Annotated in this window: 12 protein-coding genes; 7 read left to right on the plus strand and 5 right to left on the minus strand. The window is 69.6% G+C overall.

Annotated elements, in window-relative coordinates; translation table 11 throughout:
* Positions 1 to 8 precede the first annotated feature (8 nt).
* Together MKP15_RS05070 and acnA are read right to left on the minus strand one after the other, a co-directional pair.
* Complete coding sequence (locus tag MKP15_RS05070) at positions 9 to 1,148, minus strand: membrane dipeptidase (protein ID WP_240211994.1); 1,140 nt, start codon at positions 1,146 to 1,148, stop codon at positions 9 to 11.
* Between the two features lie 585 nt (positions 1,149 to 1,733).
* A complete protein-coding gene (acnA, locus tag MKP15_RS05075) occupies positions 1,734 to 4,490 on the minus strand; it encodes an aconitate hydratase AcnA (protein WP_240211995.1) in 2,757 nt (918 codons plus the stop codon).
* A 280-nt stretch (positions 4,491 to 4,770) separates the two neighbouring features.
* Between acnA and MKP15_RS05080 the strand changes: the two genes are divergently transcribed.
* The 4 genes from MKP15_RS05080 (at position 4,771) to MKP15_RS05095 (ending at position 8,957) form a co-directional block, all read left to right on the plus strand.
* Positions 4,771 to 5,013: an AbrB/MazE/SpoVT family DNA-binding domain-containing protein gene (locus MKP15_RS05080; protein ID WP_104938999.1), complete on the plus strand. Its 243-nt coding sequence runs from the start codon at positions 4,771 to 4,773 to the stop codon at positions 5,011 to 5,013.
* Positions 5,010 to 5,411 (plus strand): type II toxin-antitoxin system VapC family toxin, encoded by a 402-nt coding sequence (locus tag MKP15_RS05085; RefSeq protein WP_161613677.1) that lies wholly within the window; start codon positions 5,010 to 5,012, stop codon positions 5,409 to 5,411. Before MKP15_RS05080 ends, MKP15_RS05085 begins: the two co-directional genes overlap by 4 nt.
* A 41-nt stretch (positions 5,412 to 5,452) precedes the next feature.
* On the plus strand, positions 5,453 to 8,044 hold the full coding sequence (gene acnB, locus MKP15_RS05090; protein ID WP_104938998.1) for a bifunctional aconitate hydratase 2/2-methylisocitrate dehydratase: 2,592 nt from the start codon (positions 5,453 to 5,455) through the stop codon (positions 8,042 to 8,044).
* Positions 8,045 to 8,189: 145 nt separating this feature from the next.
* A complete protein-coding gene (locus MKP15_RS05095) occupies positions 8,190 to 8,957 on the plus strand; it encodes an SDR family oxidoreductase (protein ID WP_240211996.1) in 768 nt (255 codons plus the stop codon).
* 33 nt (positions 8,958 to 8,990) lie between these two features.
* Here MKP15_RS05095 and MKP15_RS05100 read toward each other — a convergent pair whose 3' ends face one another.
* Positions 8,991 to 9,554 carry a response regulator transcription factor gene (locus tag MKP15_RS05100; RefSeq protein WP_104938996.1) on the minus strand — a complete coding sequence of 188 codons (564 nt, stop codon included), beginning with the start codon at positions 9,552 to 9,554 and terminating at the stop codon, positions 8,991 to 8,993.
* On the minus strand, positions 9,551 to 10,786 hold the full coding sequence (locus tag MKP15_RS05105) for an ATP-binding protein (protein WP_104938995.1): 1,236 nt from the start codon (positions 10,784 to 10,786) through the stop codon (positions 9,551 to 9,553). The genes MKP15_RS05100 and MKP15_RS05105 overlap by 4 nt, the downstream gene beginning before the upstream one ends.
* 82 nt (positions 10,787 to 10,868) lie before the next feature.
* Here MKP15_RS05105 and ispG point away from each other — a divergent pair, with 82 nt between their 5' ends.
* The 3 genes from ispG to MKP15_RS05120 all read left to right on the plus strand — a co-directional run bounded on the left by ispG (position 10,869) and on the right by MKP15_RS05120 (position 13,728).
* A complete protein-coding gene (gene ispG, locus MKP15_RS05110; protein WP_104938994.1) occupies positions 10,869 to 12,134 on the plus strand; it encodes a flavodoxin-dependent (E)-4-hydroxy-3-methylbut-2-enyl-diphosphate synthase in 1,266 nt (421 codons plus the stop codon).
* Complete coding sequence (locus tag MKP15_RS05115; RefSeq protein ID WP_104938993.1) at positions 12,115 to 12,813, plus strand: phosphatase PAP2 family protein; 699 nt, start codon at positions 12,115 to 12,117, stop codon at positions 12,811 to 12,813. Before ispG ends, MKP15_RS05115 begins: the two co-directional genes overlap by 20 nt.
* A gap of 267 nt (positions 12,814 to 13,080) precedes the next feature.
* Positions 13,081 to 13,728 carry a response regulator gene (locus MKP15_RS05120; RefSeq protein ID WP_104938992.1) on the plus strand — a complete coding sequence of 216 codons (648 nt, stop codon included), beginning with the start codon at positions 13,081 to 13,083 and terminating at the stop codon, positions 13,726 to 13,728.
* A gap of 75 nt (positions 13,729 to 13,803) precedes the next feature.
* Here the strand turns inward: MKP15_RS05120 and rne are convergent, their stop codons facing one another.
* Positions 13,804 to 16,947: a ribonuclease E gene (gene rne / locus MKP15_RS05125; RefSeq protein WP_240211997.1), complete on the minus strand. Its 3,144-nt coding sequence runs from the start codon at positions 16,945 to 16,947 to the stop codon at positions 13,804 to 13,806.
* Positions 16,948 to 17,241 lie beyond the last annotated feature (294 nt).

The following is a 17,241-nucleotide window of genomic DNA, read 5'->3' on the forward strand; positions in this document are numbered from 1 at the left end:
CGGCGATCTCATCCGTTGCCCCAGATATCGCCGAAGGCGCGGGCGAAGTTGGCGCCCAGGACTTTGTCCACCACGCGCGGCGGGTGCCCGCGGCGCAGCAGCGCATCGGCCACCTGCGCCAGCCGGCGCGGGCTGTTGGCGTCGGGCAGGTAGGGCGTGCGGTTCTCGCCCGGCGCACCGGTGCCGGCCAGCCGGCGTTCGCGCATCTGCCGGTCCATGTCGCGGATGTCCTGCGCGTCCACCGGGAAGAACAGCGCGTCGCTGCCGATCCCGACGTGATCCTCGCCACACACGCGCAGCGCGTGCTCGAGGTGCGCGATGTAGTCGGCCAGCAGCGGCTGGCGGCTGTCTTCGGTGAGGAACGGCAGCATGTAGATGCCGACCACGCCGCCCTTGTCGGCCATCGCCCGCAACTCGGTATCGCGCTTGTTGCGCGGATGCTCGAACACCGCGCTGCAGCCGGCGTGGGTGATCAGCGGTGGCGTGCGGCTGGCCTCGATGCCTTCGCGCGTGGCCAGGGCGCTGGAGTGGCTGAGGTCCAACGCCACGCCGCAGTCGTTCATGCGGGCCACGGCTTCGCGCCCGAGCGGGCTCAGGCCACTGGGCGCGGCGTCCAGGCAACCGCCGCCGAACGGCGAGGCGTGGTTGTAGGACAACTGCATGACCCGTACCCCGAGCCCGCGGAACAGGTCGATGCGCTCGAGCCTGTCCTCGAGCATGGTGGCGGCCTCGAACGAGAAGATCAGCGCTACCCGGCCTTCGCGCTTGGCGCGCGCCAGGTCGGCGTGGTGGACGACCTTGAGGAACATCTCCGGCACCGATTCGACCAGTTGCTGCGCGCGGGCGATGTCGGCGACGGTTTCCTCGAATGACCCGGCCGCGCCGCCGAGCGTGGTCTTGATCGCGCTGATGCCCGAGTCGCGTATCTGACGCAGGTGCAGCGCCTGCGCATCGTCATCCAGCAGCGCGCCGATCGACGCCAGCACATTGGCATCCAGGACCAGGGCGCGGGCATACAGCGCGCTGCTGTCGGCCGAGGCAATGGCGGCGGGCGCTGTCCCGTTCGTCGCGGCGGCCGGCATGGCCAGCCCCGCCAGCAGACCGCCGCCCCAGCCCAGCACGCGACGACGCGATGCATCGATACCCATCGAACTCCCTTCGTGGCGATGACAGACGGCGATCATGGCCCAATGGATACGCCCGGCACAAACCCGGGGTCCGCGCGTGGCACCGGCCGGGACGCCTGTGCGCTCCACGCGATGCCAGTCTCGCCGTCGTTGCCGCCGGTCTTCCGGGTTGCAGCAGGCTGCCCCTGCTGGCGAGTGCGGGAGGCCTGTGCTGGGCACTGCCGCGCGGTACGGACGACTACACCGCGCGTTGCGCGGAGCGGGGCAGGGCCTTCAGGTTGCAGCAGGCGCTTACGTCACCTTCTTCGCTGCCGGTGGGCGAAGTACGTGTGGCGACAGGCCCACTCGCGGATGAGGGCGGACCACCCGCGCGTCGTATTGCCGCGCGGTACGGACGACTACACCGCGCGTTGCGCGGAGCGGGGCAGGGCCTTCAGGCTGCAGCAGACGCCTACGTCACCTTCTTCGCTGCCGGTGGGCGAAGTACGTGTGGCGACAGGCCCACTCGCGGATGAGGGTGGACCAACCGTGCGTGGTACTGCCACGCGGTGTTGACGAACGCCCCGCGCGCTGCGCGGGGCGGGGCTTGGGTGTTGCCGCAGGTGCCTACGCCACCTTCTTCGCCGCCAGCTGGCGGAGGACATACTGCAGCAGGCCACCATTGCGGAAATACTCGACTTCCTTCGGCGTCAGCAGCAGCACATGCGCCTGGAAGCGGGTCACACGGCCGTCGGGGCGGGTCGCGGTGACGCTGGCGCGCTTGGACTGGCCGTCCTCCAGTCCGGTGATGTCGAACACCTCCGAGCCGTCCAGCCCGAGCGTCTGCGCGTTCTCGCCCGGCAGGAACTGCAGCGGCAGCACGCCCATGCCGACCAGGTTGGAGCGGTGGATGCGCTCGAAGCTCTCGGCGATCACCGCCTTGATCCCGAGCAGGTTGGTGCCCTTGGCGGCCCAGTCGCGCGAGGAGCCGGTGCCGTATTCCTTGCCGGCCACCACCACCAGCGGCGTGCCGGTGGCCTTGTACTTCATCGCCGCGTCGTAGATGGACATCTTTTCCGGCGGCTGCACGCCGAAGTACAGGGTGTTGCCGCCTTCCTCGCCGCCGAACATCAGGTTCTTGATGCGGATGTTGGCGAAAGTGCCGCGCACCATCACGTCGTCGTTGCCGCGGCGGCTGCCGTAGCTGTTGAAGTCGGCCGGCTGCACGCCGCGCGACTGCAGGAAGCGGCCCGCGGGCGAGTCCTTCTTGATGTTGCCGGCCGGGGAGATGTGGTCGGTGGTGATCGAGTCGCCGAACAGGCCGAGCACGCGCGCGCCATGGATGTCGGCGATGCTGCCCACGGCCATGGTCATGCCGTCGAAGTACGGCGGGTTCTTGATGTAGGTGGACGCCGCGTCCCACTGGTAGGCCTGGCCCTCCGGCGACTCGATCCGCGCCCAGCGGCTGTCGCCCTTGAACACGTCGGCGTAGTTCTGCTTGAACATCTCCGGGCCGACGGTGGCGGCGATGACGTCGCCGATTTCCTTGTTGCTGGGCCAGATGTCGCGCAGGTAGACGTCGTTGCCGTCGCGGTCCGTGCCCAGCGGTTCGCGGGTCAGGTCGATGTTGACCGTACCGGCGATGGCGTAGGCCACCACCAGCGGCGGCGAGGCCAGGTAGTTGGCCTTGACCTCGGGATGCACGCGGCCCTCGAAGTTGCGGTTGCCCGACAACACCGAGGCGACCACCAGGTCGCCGGCGGCGATGCCGGCGCTGACCTCGGTGGGCAGCGGGCCGGAGTTGCCGATGCAGGTGGTGCAGCCGTAGCCGACCACGTAGAAGCCCAGCTTCTCCAGTTCCTTCAGTACGCCGGCCTTTTCCAGGTAGTCGGTGACCACCCGCGAGCCCGGCCCGAGCGAGGTCTTGACCCAGGGCTGGCGGGTCAGGCCGCGTGCGGCGGCGTTGCGCGCCAGCAGGCCGGCGCCGATCATCACCGCCGGGTTGGAGGTGTTGGTGCACGACGTGATGGCGGCGATCACCACCGCGCCGTCCTTCAGCCGCACCTTGCGGCCGTCGATCTCGATGTCGGCATGGCCCTTGGCCAGCTGCTCGTTGCCCACCGCCGCGCCGCCGCCCTCGTTGATGAACTCGGCGACCTCGCCGTTGCGGTGGTCGCGGTTGGCCGTGAGCCCGACCAGCGCATCGGCGAAGTTCCGGCGCACGTCCTGCAGCAGCACCCGGTCCTGCGGGCGCTTGGGGCCGGCCAGCGACGGCTGCACCGTGCCCATGTCCAGTTCCAGCGTGGCGCTGTAGCGCGCATGCGGGCTGTCCGGCGCATGCCACAGGCCCTGGGCCTTGGCATAGGCTTCGACCAGCGCGATCTGCGCGTCGCTGCGCCCGGACAGGCGCAGGTAGTTCAGCGACTCGGCATCGATCGGGAAGATGCCGCAGGTGGCCCCGTACTCCGGCGCCATGTTGGCGATGGTGGCGCGGTCGGCCAGCGGCAGGTGCTGCAGGCCATCGCCGTAGAACTCGACGAACTTGCCGACCACGCCCAGCGCGCGCAGCATCTGGGTGACGGTCAGCACCAGGTCGGTGGCGGTGGCGCCTTCGGGCAGGCGCCCGCTGAGCTTGAAGCCGACCACCTGCGGAATCAGCATCGACGAAGGCTGGCCGAGCATGGCGGCCTCGGCCTCGATGCCGCCCACGCCCCAGCCGAGCACGCCGATGCCGTTGATCATGGTGGTGTGCGAGTCGGTGCCGAACACGGTGTCCGGGAACGCCCAGCGGGTGCCGTCCACGTCGCGCTCCATCACCACCCGGGCCAGGTTCTCCAGGTTCACCTGGTGCACGATGCCGGTGTTCGGTGGCACCACCTTGAAGTTCTCGAACGCCTTCTGGCCCCAGCGCAGGAAACCGTAGCGCTCGCGGTTGCGCTCGAACTCGATGCGGCCATTGAGGTCCAGCGCGTCGGCGCGGCCGAACACATCCACCTGCACCGAGTGGTCGATCACCAGTTCCGAGGGAATCAGCGGGTTGATCTGCTCGGCGCGGCCGCCCAGCCGGGTGACCGCATCGCGCATCGCCGCCAGGTCGACCACGCACGGCACCCCGGTGAAGTCCTGCAGCACCACCCGCGCCGGCATGAAGGCGATCTCGGTGTCCGGTTCGGCCTGCGGATTCCACCTGGCCACCGCCTCGATGTGCTCGGGGCCCACGGTCTGGCCGCCGTCCTCGTGGCGGAGCAGGTTCTCCAGCAGGATCTTCATCGAGTACGGCAGGTGCGAGAGGTCGAAGCGCTCGCCCAGCCTGGGCAGGCTGCAATAGGTGTAGGTCTGGTCGCCGACGGTGAGTTGGCTGCGGGTGGAGAACGAATCGCTCATGGCTGACTCCTGTTGCGGATGGCGTGCGGCGGCGCCCAAGCGCGCGCTGGCTGGCGCGGTGCGCCCCGTTCAGTGAAGCGGTCGCCCGAGTATGGACGATCTTTCCGGGGGCGGGGCCGGTGCAGGCCCCCGAGCATACGCACCGGTTTGTTGCAGCCATGTCACGGGAGGGGCGCAGACCCTTGCGGCACAAGCCTTGCGGCGCTGCTAGGGGCGCCCCGTGCGCTTGGGTATGCGGGTCAAGGTATGTATAATTCGTGCATACTTTGGAGGGCGCCCGATGGAAGCCACCGTTGCTGAACGCGGACAGATCACCCTGCCCAAGGCCGTGCGCGACGCGCTGGGCCTGACCAAGGGCACGCTGTTGAAGGTCGAGCTGGAAGGCAGCCGCATCATCCTGCGCAAGAGCGTGGACGATGCCATTTCCCGCGCCCGTGGCAAGTTCGCGCTGGACGGCTTCCCGTCCGCCGAGCAGGCCGTGCGTACCGTGCGCGACGAGGCCGGCGAGGCCGGCGGCGCATGATCGCGGTCGATTCCCCGGTGCTGATCGAACTGCTCAGCGACGGCCCCCGCGCCGACGCGGTGGAGGCCTGCCTGCGGCAGGCGCTGGTCGGTGGCCGGGTGGTGGTCTGCGGCACGACCCTGGCCGAGATCTGCGCCTCGCTGCGTGGCGGCGCGCAGGTACAGGAGGCGCTGGAGGAAATGGGCATCCATTTCAGCCCGCTGGAGGCCAAGTCGGCGCTGCGCGCCGGCGAGATGCACCGCCGCCACCGCCAGCGCAACGCCGGCGACAGCCGCCGCATCGACGATTTCATGGTCGGCGCCCACGCCCTGCTGCAGTGCGACGGCCTGATCACCTGGAACGACACGTTTTACCGCGACTACTTCAAGGGCCTGAAGCTGATCGTGCCGCAAGCCTGAGCCCATACCCCATTCCTCATCCGTACCACCCGGGAGTTGTCATGTTGGAAGCCTACCGCCACCACGTAGCCGAGCGCGCCGCGCTCGGCATCCCGCCGCTGCCGCTGAGCGCCCAGCAGACGGCCGACGTCATCGAGCTGTTGAAGAACCCGCCGGCGGGCGAGGCCGAGTTCCTGCTCGACCTGATCACCCACCGCGTGCCGGCCGGCGTGGACGATGCCGCCAAGGTCAAGGCGTCGTACCTGGCGGCGGTCGCCTTCGGTACCGAGAAGAACGCGCTGATCAGCCGCGAGCGCGCCACCGAACTGCTGGGCACCATGCTCGGCGGCTACAACGTCGCGCCGCTGATCCAGCTGCTGGACGACGCCCAAGTCGGCGCCATCGCCGCCGACGCGCTGAAGAACACCCTGCTGGTGTTCGATGCGTTCCATGACGTGCAGGAAAAGGCCAAGGCCGGCAACGCCAACGCGCAGGCCGTGCTGCAGAGCTGGGCCGATGCCGAATGGTTCACCAGCAAGCCGGAAGTGCCGCAGAGCCTGACCATCACCGTGTTCAAGGTGCCGGGCGAGACCAACACCGACGACCTGTCGCCGGCGCCGGATGCCACCACCCGCCCGGACATCCCCATGCACGCCCTGGCGATGCTGAAGAACAAGCGCGACGACGCGCCGTTCACCCCGGAAGAAGACGGCAAGCGCGGCCCGATCCAGCAGATCCTGTCGCTGAAGGAAAAGGGCCACCTGGTCGCCTACGTCGGCGACGTGGTCGGCACCGGCTCCTCGCGCAAGTCGGCCACCAACAGCGTGCTGTGGTGGACCGGCGACGACATCCCGTACATCCCCAACAAGCGCGCAGGCGGCGTGTGCCTGGGCGGCAAGATCGCACCGATCTTCTACAACACCATGGAAGACGCCGGCGCGCTGCCGATCGAGCTGGATGTGTCGAAGATGGAGCACGGCGACGTCGTCGAGCTGCGTCCGTACGAAGGCAAGGCGCTGAAGAACGGTGAGGTGATCGCCGAGTTCGAGGTGAAGTCCGAAGTGCTGTTCGACGAAGTGCGCGCCGGCGGCCGCATTCCGCTGATCATCGGCCGCGGCCTGACCGCCAAGGCGCGCGAGGCGCTGGGCCTGCCGGCCACCACCCTGTTCCGCCTGCCGGTGCAGCCGGCCGATACCGGCAAGGGCTACTCGCTGGCGCAGAAGATGGTCGGCCGCGCCTGTGGCCTGCCGGAAGGCAAGGGCATGCGCCCGGGCACCTACTGCGAACCGAAGATGACCTCGGTGGGGTCGCAGGACACCACCGGCCCGATGACCCGCGACGAGCTCAAGGACCTGGCCTGCCTGGGCTTCTCGGCCGACCTGGTGATGCAGTCGTTCTGCCATACCGCCGCCTATCCGAAGCCGGTGGACGTCAAGACCCACCACACCCTGCCGGAGTTCATCTCCACCCGCGGCGGCGTGTCGCTGCGCCCGGGCGACGGCGTGATCCACAGCTGGCTCAACCGCATGCTGCTGCCCGACACCGTCGGCACCGGCGGCGACTCGCACACCCGTTTCCCGGTGGGCATCTCGTTCCCGGCCGGTTCGGGCCTGGTCGCCTTCGCCGCGGCCACCGGGGTCATGCCGCTGGACATGCCGGAGTCGGTGCTGGTGCGCTTCAAGGGCCAGATGCAGCCGGGCGTGACCCTGCGTGACCTGGTCAACGCGATCCCGCTGTATGCCATCAAGCAGGGCCTGCTGACCGTGGCCAAGGCCGGCAAGAAGAACATCTTCTCCGGCCGCATCCTGGAGATCGAAGGCCTGCCGGAGCTGAAAGTGGAGCAGGCGTTCGAGCTGTCCGACGCCTCGGCCGAACGCTCGGCCGCCGGCTGCACCGTGCGCCTGAACAAGGAGCCGATCATCGAGTACCTCAACAGCAACATCACGCTGCTGAAGTGGATGATCGCCGAAGGCTACCAGGACGCCCGCTCGCTGGCGCGCCGGATCGAGAAGATGGAAGCGTGGCTGGCCGACCCGCAGCTGCTGGAGCCGGATGCCGACGCCGAGTACGCCGCGGTCATCGAGATCGACCTGGCCGACATCCACGAGCCGATCGTGGCGTGCCCGAACGATCCGGACGACGTCAAGACCCTGTCCGAAGTGGCCGGCGCCAGGATCGACGAGGTGTTCATCGGTTCGTGCATGACCAACATCGGCCACTTCCGTGCCGCCGCCAAGCTGCTGGAAGGCAAGCGCGACATCCCGACCCGCCTGTGGGTGGCCCCGCCGACCAAGATGGATGCCTCCGAGCTGACCAAGGAAGGCGTGTACGGCACCTTCGGCAGCGCCGGCGCGCGCATGGAAATGCCGGGCTGCTCGCTGTGCATGGGCAACCAGGCGCAGATCCGCGAAGGCTCCACCGCGATGTCGACCTCGACCCGCAACTTCCCCAACCGCCTGGGCCGCAACACCAATGTGTACCTGGGCTCGGCGGAACTGGCGGCGATCTGCTCGCGCCTGGGCCGGATCCCGACCAAGGAGGAGTACATGGCCGACATCGGCGTGATCAACGCCAATGGCGCGGAGATCTACCGCTACATGAACTTCGACCAGATCGCGGACTACAAGGACGTGGCCGACACCGTCGCGGCGTAAGCCACGGCGGCACGCACTACCCGAAAAGCCCGGCGCATGCCGGGCTTTTCGTTTCCATGCGCTGCGCCAATGCCACGTCCGATAGCGGCGAGCGCCGCGCGCCGCGGGCCTTCATCCTGCGCGCTCCATCCATCGGGAGCCGCATATGAAGGCATTGCACGACAAGACCATACTGATCACCGGCGCCAGCTCCGGCATCGGCCGCGCCGCTGCGCTGCTGTTCGCCGCCGAAGGCGCGCGGGTGGTGCTGGGCGCGCGCCGCGGCGCCGAACTGGAGGCGCTGGCCACGCAGATCCAGGCCGCCGGCGGCGCTGCCACCTGGCTGGCCGGCGACGTGTGCGAGGAAGCCTACGCACAGGCGCTGGTGCGCCATGCCGAGGACACCTTCGGCCCGCTGCATGCAGCCTTCAACAACGCCGGCGTGCTGGGGCCGCTGCAGCCCACGCCCGAGGTCGCGCTGGGCGACTGGCAGCATGCGCTGGCGGTCAACCTGACCGCGGCCTTCCTTGGCGCCAAGTACCAGATTCCGTCGCTGCTGCGCACCGGCAGCGGCGCCAGCCTGGTGTTCACCTCGACCTTCGTTGGCCACACCGCCGGCTTTCCGTGTACGGCCGCGTATGCGGCCAGCAAGGCCGGTGTCATCGGCCTGGTGCAGTCGCTGGCGGCCGAGCTCGGGCCGTCCGGGGTGCGCGTCAATGCGCTGTTGCCCGGCGGCACCGACACGCCGATGGCCCGCGAGATGAACCCCGACGAGGCGGCGCTGGGCGCGGTGGCGCGCCTGCATGCGCTGCGCCGCCTGGCGCAGCCCGAGGAGATCGCGGCCGCAGCGCTGTTCCTGGTGTCGCCGGCATCCTCGTTCGTCACCGGCACCGCGATGCGGGTCGATGGCGGGGTGTCCATCCAGCGCGGGTAAGACACCCCGCTTCCGGAGCGGCGGTGCGCGGCGTCAACGGTGCGGATCGCGCTCCGGGCTCGGCCGCTTGAGCAGCTTGCGCTGCAGCGAGCGGCGGTGCATGCCAAGCAGGCGCGCGGCGGCCGAGACGTTGCCGCCGGTTTCGTGCAGCGCCTGCTGGATGTGTTCCCACTGCAGGCGGCTGATCGGGGTCATCGCATCGGGCGGCTCGACGTCCTCGTGTTCCTCGCCGCCCTCGTCGGCCTCGCCCAGCGCGCGCAGGATCATCGGCACCGTCGCCGGCTTGGGCAGGTAATCGTCGGCGCCCAGCTTGATCGCCTCCACCGCGGTGGCGATCGACGCGTAGCCGGTGACCAGCAGGATGCGCATGTCCGCGCGCAGCGCGCGCAGCGGCTGGATCAGCGCCAGGCCGGATTCGCCGCCAAGCTTGAGGTCGATCAGCGCGAATGCCGGCGGCGCGCGCGTGGCCTGCTCCAGCGCACCTGCGATGTCATGGGCGGTGACGGTCTCGATCTCGCGCCGGGCGAGGCTGCGTTGCAGGGTGCGCAGGTACAGCGGATCGTCGTCGACCAGCAGGCCGTGGGCAGAAGGGCTCATGGATTGGCTTCCATATTGACAAGGGGCAGCCGGAAACCGACGCGGGTACCGCGGCCTTCGGCCGGGCGCATCCACAGTTCCCCGTGCAGCCGTTCGATGGTGGCATGCGACAGCGCCAGGCCCACGCCCATGCCGCCGGTCTTGCCGCTGTTGAACAGGGTGCCGGGCAGCGCCGCGTGGGCGGCGTCGTTGGCCTTGAAGCCGGGGCCGTAGTCGCGGACTTCGCCGTACAGGTGGTCGCCGTCGATGCGGATGTCCAGGTCGACCTGGCCCTGCCCGGTCTGTTCGCCGGCGTCGGCGGCGTTGTTCAGCAGTACCTGCAGCAGGTGGCCGACCCCCGGGTCCAGCGCCAGCTGCAGCGGCGCGTCGGCGTTGCGCCGCAGGTGCACGGTCGGGCGCACCAGGCGCCATTGCTCGAGCACGTCGCCGATCGACACGCGCGCGCGGCGGCGCGCGCCTTCCGCCGGCGCCGCCAGCGCCAGCACCCGCTCGCGGCATTGCACCAGCAGCCCGCGCAGGGTGTCCATGTCTTCCTGCATCAGCGGGTCGCCGGCGTACTGTTCGGCGATGTCGTCGGCCAGCAGGGTCATGGTCGCCAGCGGGGTGTTCAGTTCATGCGCCACCGATGCCGCATGGGTGGCCAGTGCGACGATGCCCTCGTTGCGCACGAAGCGTTCGCGCAGCAGCGCCAGCTGGTTCTCGCGCTCGCGCAGCGCCGCGGCCAGCCGCGTCGAGAACACCAGCACGACCACGCTGGAGAGCAGGAAATTGGCCGCCGCGCCCCACAGCTGCAGGCTCATCGAATCAAAGTAACCGCCGTGCAGCGGCAGCCCGAAGATCGCGCTCACCGCATAGCCGGCAACGCACGCCGCGGCCACCGCATGGGTCCAGCGCAACGGCAGGGCCAGCGCGGCCAGCGCGATCAGGACCAGGAACAGCGAACCGAACGGATTGGTGATGCCACCGCTCCAGCCGACCATCCAGGTCAGCACGGTGACGTCCACCAGGATGTGGCCGAAGGCGGTGACCGGGGCAGGGTCGCTGTCGTGTACCCGCAACTGCACGTACAGGTTGAACAGCGCCAGCACGCACACGCCGCTCCACAGCGGCAGCTGCGGCAGGTCGAGTCCCAGCAGCCCGGTGGCGACCAGGATCGCGCTGGCCTGGCCGGCGGTGGCCAGCCAGCGCAGGCTGCACAGGGTGCGAAGGAACGAGGCGTCGGCGGAATCCATGCGCGCATCGTAATGGGTCCAGGTGGGCGGTGCTCATGGTGGTTCATGCGGTGGCGCGGGGCGGCGCGCTAAAATGCGCGCCATGCACGACGCCGTCACCCGCCCGACACCTCCCGCCGACGCCACCGCCTGGCCCCGCCGCATCACCCATGCCGTCGATATCGGCGGGGTGAAGGTCGGCGGCGGGCATCCGGTGGTCGTCCAGTCGATGACCAATACCGACACCGCCGATGTCGCCGCCAGCGTCCGCCAGGTGGCCGAACTGTGGCGCGCCGGTTCGGAAATGGTGCGGCTGACCGTCAACAACGCCGAGTCCGCCGCGGCCATTCCGCGGATCGTCGACAAGCTGCGGATGATGGGCGTGGAGGTGCCGCTGATCGGCGACTTCCACTACAACGGCCACCAGCTGCTGGCGCAGGAGCCGGCCTGCGCCGAGGCGCTGGCCAAGTACCGCATCAACCCGGGCAACGTCGGCTTCGGCAAGAAGAAGGACACCCAGTTCGCGCAGCTGATCGAGTTCGCCATCCGCTACGACAAGCCGGTGCGCATCGGCGCCAACTGGGGCTCGCTGGACCAGACCCTGGCGGCCAGGCTGATGGACGAGAACAGCCAGCGCGCGCAGCCCTGGGACGCCGGCCGGGTGCTGCGCGAGGCGCTGATCCGCTCGGCGCTGGATTCGGCGCAGACCGCGGTCGAACTGGGCCTGCCGCGCGAGCGCATCGTGCTGTCGGCCAAGGTCAGCGGCGTGCAGGAACTGATCGCGGTCTATCGTGACCTGGCCAACCGCTCCGATTTCGCCCTGCACCTGGGCCTGACCGAGGCCGGCATCGGCAGCAAGGGCATCGTCGCTTCGTCGGCGGCGCTGGCGGTGCTGCTGCAGGAAGGCATCGGCGACACCATCCGCATCTCGCTCACGCCCGAGCCGGGGCAGCCACGCACCCAGGAGGTCATCGTCGCCCAGGAACTGCTGCAGACCACCGGGCAGCGGGCGTTCACGCCGATGGTCACGGCCTGCCCGGGCTGCGGGCGCACCACCTCCGAGTTCTTCCAGGAGTTGGCCAAGGTGGTGCAGAACCATGTCCGCGAGAAGATGCCGGTGTGGCGTGTGAGCCACCCGGGCGCGGAAAACATGACCCTGGCGGTGATGGGCTGCATCGTCAACGGCCCGGGCGAATCGCGGCATGCCAACATCGGCATCTCGCTGCCGGGCACCGGTGAAGCGCCGGCCGCGCCGGTATTCGTCGATGGCGAGAAGAAGGTGACGCTGCGGGGCGAGAACATCGCGCAGGAGTTCGTGGCGCTGATCGACGAGTACGTCGAGAGCCGCTATGCGCGCCACGCCGGCTGAATCACGCCGCGAAGCCGCCGGCGTGCGCGACTGGCTCGCGCACAACGCCTGGCGCGTGGTCGTGCTGTTCCTCTGCCTGCTGCTGCCGCTGGCCGGGTTCGTGGCGCTGGCCGAGGAGATCCACGAGGCCGAGGCGCTATACCTCGACCACGCGCTGCTGTGGCGCATGCACGGGCTGGCGTCGCCCGCGCTGGATGCGTTCTTCCTGCTGATGTCGCGGCTGGGCTACCAGTGGGGCGTGATTCCGCTCGACCTGCTGGTGGTGGCGGTGCTCGCATTCCGGCGGCGCTGGCGCGACACGCTGTTCGCCGCCACCGCGTTCGCGGGCTCGGCGCTGTTGAACATCGGCAGCAAGCAGCTGTTCCAGCGCGAGCGGCCGAGCCTGTGGGAATCGATCGCGCCGGAAAGCACCTTCAGTTTTCCCAGCGGGCACGCGATGGGGTCGATGACGCTGGCCGCCACCGCGCTGTTCCTGGCCTGGAATACGCGCTGGCGCTGGCCGGTGGCGGTTGCCGGCCTGGTCTTCGTGCCGTGCGTCGGGCTGTCGCGGGTCCACTTGGGCGTGCATTACCCCTCCGATATCCTGGGCGGCTGGTGCGCCGCGCTGGCATGGGTGACCGGCGTGCACGTATTGTTGTTCCGCCGCCGCTGGTCACCACCGGTTGCGGTGAATCCCTAACTGGCTGAGAGGGATGCACTGATGGCCGCGCGCCGCTGCGGCATGCAGCATGTCATGGTCGCTCACCCGGGGCTTGTCATGATCGGGTCATGCGTGGACAGGGGAGTCGTCCACGTGCGTCGTCCCCTGGGGGCGGGACCGGCCACTTGATTGATAATGAGGGCAGCTTGCGTGACGGCGCGTGGTGGAAAATCCGCGCCCTGGCTCCAGACCACGGAGCCGCAGCCAGCTGCGACTGTCACTGGGTGTCGGGGGAGGAAGCGGGTAGTGACGATAACGGTATTTCTGATTGACGACCACGCGCTGGTGCGCACCGGTCTGCAGATGATCCTTGCCGGTGAAACGGGCATCGAGGTGGTGGGTGCCGCGGACAGTGGCGAGGTGGCACTGCCGCAGATCCGCCGGCTGAAGCCCGACGTGGTGCTCTGCGACCTGAACCTGCCGGGGTTGAGCGGGCTGGAGATCACCGAGCGCATCGTCAAGGGTGACCATGGCACCCGCGTCATCATCGTGTCGGTGCTGGAAGACGGCCCGATGCCCAAGCGGCTGCTGGAGGCCGGGGCGTCGGGGTATGTCGGCAAGGGCGGCGACGCCCGCGAGCTGGTGCGCGCGATCCACGATGTGGCGCAGGGGCGGCGCTACCTGGCCAACAACATCGCCCAGAACCTGGCGTTGTCCAACATCGACGGCGACGTTTCGCCCTTCGACGAGCTTTCGCCACGGGAACTGGAAGTGGCCCTGCTGCTGGTCCAGGGGCATCGCCAGGAAGAGATTGCGCGTCGCCTCAGCCTGAGTGCCAAGACGGTCAATACCCACAAGTCGCGCCTGTTCCAGAAGACCGGGGTGCAGGACAACATCGCGCTGGCGCGGCTGGCGGCCCAATACGGCGTGGGCGATCCGTCCAAGGTGATCTGACCCGCCTGGCAGTGAGGTCGGCGCATGAAAAAAGCGGCCCGGGGGCCGCTTTTTTCATTGCATGACGCGCTGCCTTCAGGCGTCGCGACGCGGCTCTTCCGCATGCGTCGTGGCGGCGTCGGCCCCGACTTCGGCTTCAGCTTCAGCTTCGGCTTCAGCGGCAGCAACCACCACCGCCTCGGACGCCACCACCGCAACCTGCGGCATCGGTTCGGTGGAGGCGTGCCGTACCTCGGTTGCCGGCGCCGCTGCCGTGGCCTCGGCGAACAGCTGGCCGTTCTCCGGCAATGCCGGCGCCGGAGCGGCTTCGGCAACCGGCAGCGGCTCGGCTTCGGCCGCAGCTGCAACCGCAACCGGCTGTGCGGGCGCGACCACGGCGGTGACCGGCGCGGCGGGCGTGGCGTCCACCAGCGGTTCCGGATCGGCCGCCTGCGGCGCGGCCACAACGGCCGGCTGCACGCTTTCCGCGGCCGGGGCCACGGCGGGCGTGGGTTCCGGTGCCGGCGTCACCACGGCCTGTGCCGCGGCCTCGGGCTGCGCGGCGACCGTCGTCTCCGGACCGGTGGCAGTGCCCTCCCGGTCCGGTGCGGCCGGCGTTGCCGCCGGCGCGGCCTGCTGCGCCACCGGTGCTTCGGTGCGTGCGGGACGCGGCGCGCGTGCGGGCGCACGAACGATTGCCGGCTCGTCCTCGAAATCGAACTCCGGCTGCGCCGCGGTCGGCGCGGTGGCAATCGCGCCGAGCTCGTTGCTGGCGTCCTCGGCCTCGTCGGCGAGGTCGTCATCGTTGCCCAGCACGTCGGCCTCGGCGTTGCCGGTGCCTTCGGCATTGCCGCGACGGCGGCGGCGACCGCCACGACGGCCGCGGCGGCGACGGCTGGCGCCATCCCCATTGCCGTCATCGTTGGCCACGGTGGCGGACTCGTCGGTCACGCCGACCTGCACGGTGGCCGCGGCCACCGCTGCGGTGTCGTCCGCGAGCGGCAGCTGCACCTTGGCAGGGGCCTCGGTGGCGTTGGTGTCCACGCTGGCGACCACGGCGGCGGCGGCCATGGCCGGGGCGTCAGCCACGACCGGGCGCGGCGCGTCGGCCTGCGGCTGCCGTGCCGGCTTTTCGCTGGCCGGCTGCACCGCCTTGTCCACTTCCTGCTGCGGCTTCGGCTGCTTGGGCTGCTTCGGCGGCTTGGGCTGCTGCTGCTCGTTGTTGCGCGGCTGCTTGCCCTGCTGCGCCTGCTGTTCGCCGCGCTGCTTGGGCGGCTGCTGGCCGGCGCTCTGCGGCTGCGGGTTGCCCGCGCCCTGGCGGCGTTCGTCGCGACGCTCCTCGCGGCGCTGTTCGTCACGGCGGTTGCCGTTGCCATTGCCGCCGGCACGCGCCTGCTGGCCGTTGTTGCCGCCGTTGTTATTGCGGCCATCGCGGCGCTGGGTGTTGCGGTCATTGCGGTTGCCGCGGCCGCCGTCCTGGCGCGGCTGCGGTTGGGCCGGTGCCGCGGCGGGGGCGGTCTCGCCGCCAAAGACCCGCTTGAGCCAGCCCATCACGCCGCCGCCGGCCGGTGCCGCGGGGGCGGGCGCGGCGACCGGGGCCGGTGCCGGCGCCGGTTCCGGGATCTCGCGCACCGGGGCCGGCTGGCTGTGCTTGACGTGGGTCACCGCCGGTGCCGGCGGGATGTTCAGCTGCGCCTTGGTCAGGGCGTGCACCGGCAGCTTGCGCGGGGTGCCGCGCTGGTAGCTCGGCCTGCCCGATTCCTCGCCCAGCTCGTTCTCGCGCAGGCGGGTGACTTCATAGTGCGGGGTGTGCAGCTGCTCGTCGGCGACGATGATGATCGGTGCGTCGTGGCGGCGCTCGATCTCGCGCAGCGCACTGCGCTTCTCGTTGAGCAGGAAGTTGGCGATCTCGACCGGGGCCTGGACCAGCACCTGCCCGGTGTTTTCCTTCATCGCATGCTCTTCGGCGACGCGGATGATCGACAGCGACAGCGACTCGACGCTGCGCATGCGGCCCTGGCCGTCACAGCGCGGGCACACGATCTGGCTGGACTCGCCCAGGCTCGGGCGCAGCCGCTGGCGGCTCATTTCCATCAGCCCGAAGCGCGAGATGCGGCCCAGCTGCACGCGCGCGCGGTCGTACTTCAGCGCGTTCTGCAGGCGGTTCTCGACCTCGCGCTGGTGCTTGTTGGAGGACATGTCGATGAAATCGATGACCACCAGGCCGCCCAGGTCGCGCAGGCGCAGCTGGCGGGCCACTTCCTCGGCGGCCTCCAGGTTGGTCTGGAACGCGGTGTCCTCGATGTCGCTGCCCTTGGTGGCGCGGGCCGAGTTGACGTCGATGGCGGTCAGTGCCTCGGTCTGGTCGACCACGATCGAGCCGCCGGACGGCAGGCGCACGTTGCGCTCGTAGATCGCCTCGATCTGCGATTCGATCTGGAAGCGGTTGAACAGCGGGATGTCGTCCTTGTAGTGCTTGAGCTTGCGCAGGGTCTGCGGCATCACCTGCTGCATGAACTCGCGCGCGGTCTCGTACAGCTCCTCGGTGTCCACCAGGATCTCGCCGATGTCGGCGCGCAGGTAGTCACGCAGGGCGCGCACGATCAGGCGCGACTCCTGGTAGATCAGGAACGGCGCCGGCTTGGCCAGCGCGGCCTCGGCGATCGAGCGCCAGACCTGGAGCAGGTAGTCCAGGTCCCACTGCAGCTCCTCGGCATCGCGGCCGACGCCGGCGGTGCGGATGATCACGCCCATGTCGTCGGGGATGTTCAGCTTGTCCAGCGCGTCCTTGAGCGCGGCGCGGTCCTCGCCCTCGATGCGGCGCGAGACGCCGCCGGCCGACGGCGAGTTCGGCATCAGCACCATGTAGCGGCCGGCCAGCGAGATGAACGTGGTCAGCGCGGCGCCCTTGTTGCCGCGCTCCTCCTTGTCCACCTGGACCACCACTTCCTGGCCCTCGCGCAGCAGCTCGCGGATGCCGGCCTTGTTGTGGTCGACACCGGCCTGGAAGTAATCGCGGGAGATTTCCTTCAGCGGCAGGAAGCCGTGCTTGTCACCGCCGTATTCGACGAAAGCCGCTTCGAGGGAAGGTTCGAGCCGGGTGATGCGGCCCTTGTAGATGTTGGACTTCTTCTGTTCCTTGGACGGCTGTTCGATGTCGATGTCGTACAGGGTCTGGCCGTCCACGATGGCCACGCGCAGCTCTTCGGCCTGCGTGGCATTGATCAGCATTCGCTTCATTGTGCGTTCCTCGCGCGCTGCTACCGCGCGGAACGCCATGGCGTTTCGCCTCTGGACACGGGTCGCCGCCCCTCGCGCAGGCGCGGGTAGGGCGGCTTGGGTTTCCAGCGCTACGACACCACGGCAGGCCGCGGGAGCGCTTGTGTTCTTGGTTTCAGGTGTTTCGGGGCCGGCGGCCGCTCCGGCCGTGGCCGGGGCGTCGCACGGGACATGTTGTTTCGTCCAGCACGGATGCTTTTGGCATCCGGCGATGGCCGGGAGCGCCGACGAGCCGCTAACATGGCCGCCCCGGGG

Source organism: Stenotrophomonas sp. Y6, assembly GCF_022436665.1.
Classification (GTDB): domain Bacteria; phylum Pseudomonadota; class Gammaproteobacteria; order Xanthomonadales; family Xanthomonadaceae; genus Stenotrophomonas; species Stenotrophomonas acidaminiphila_A.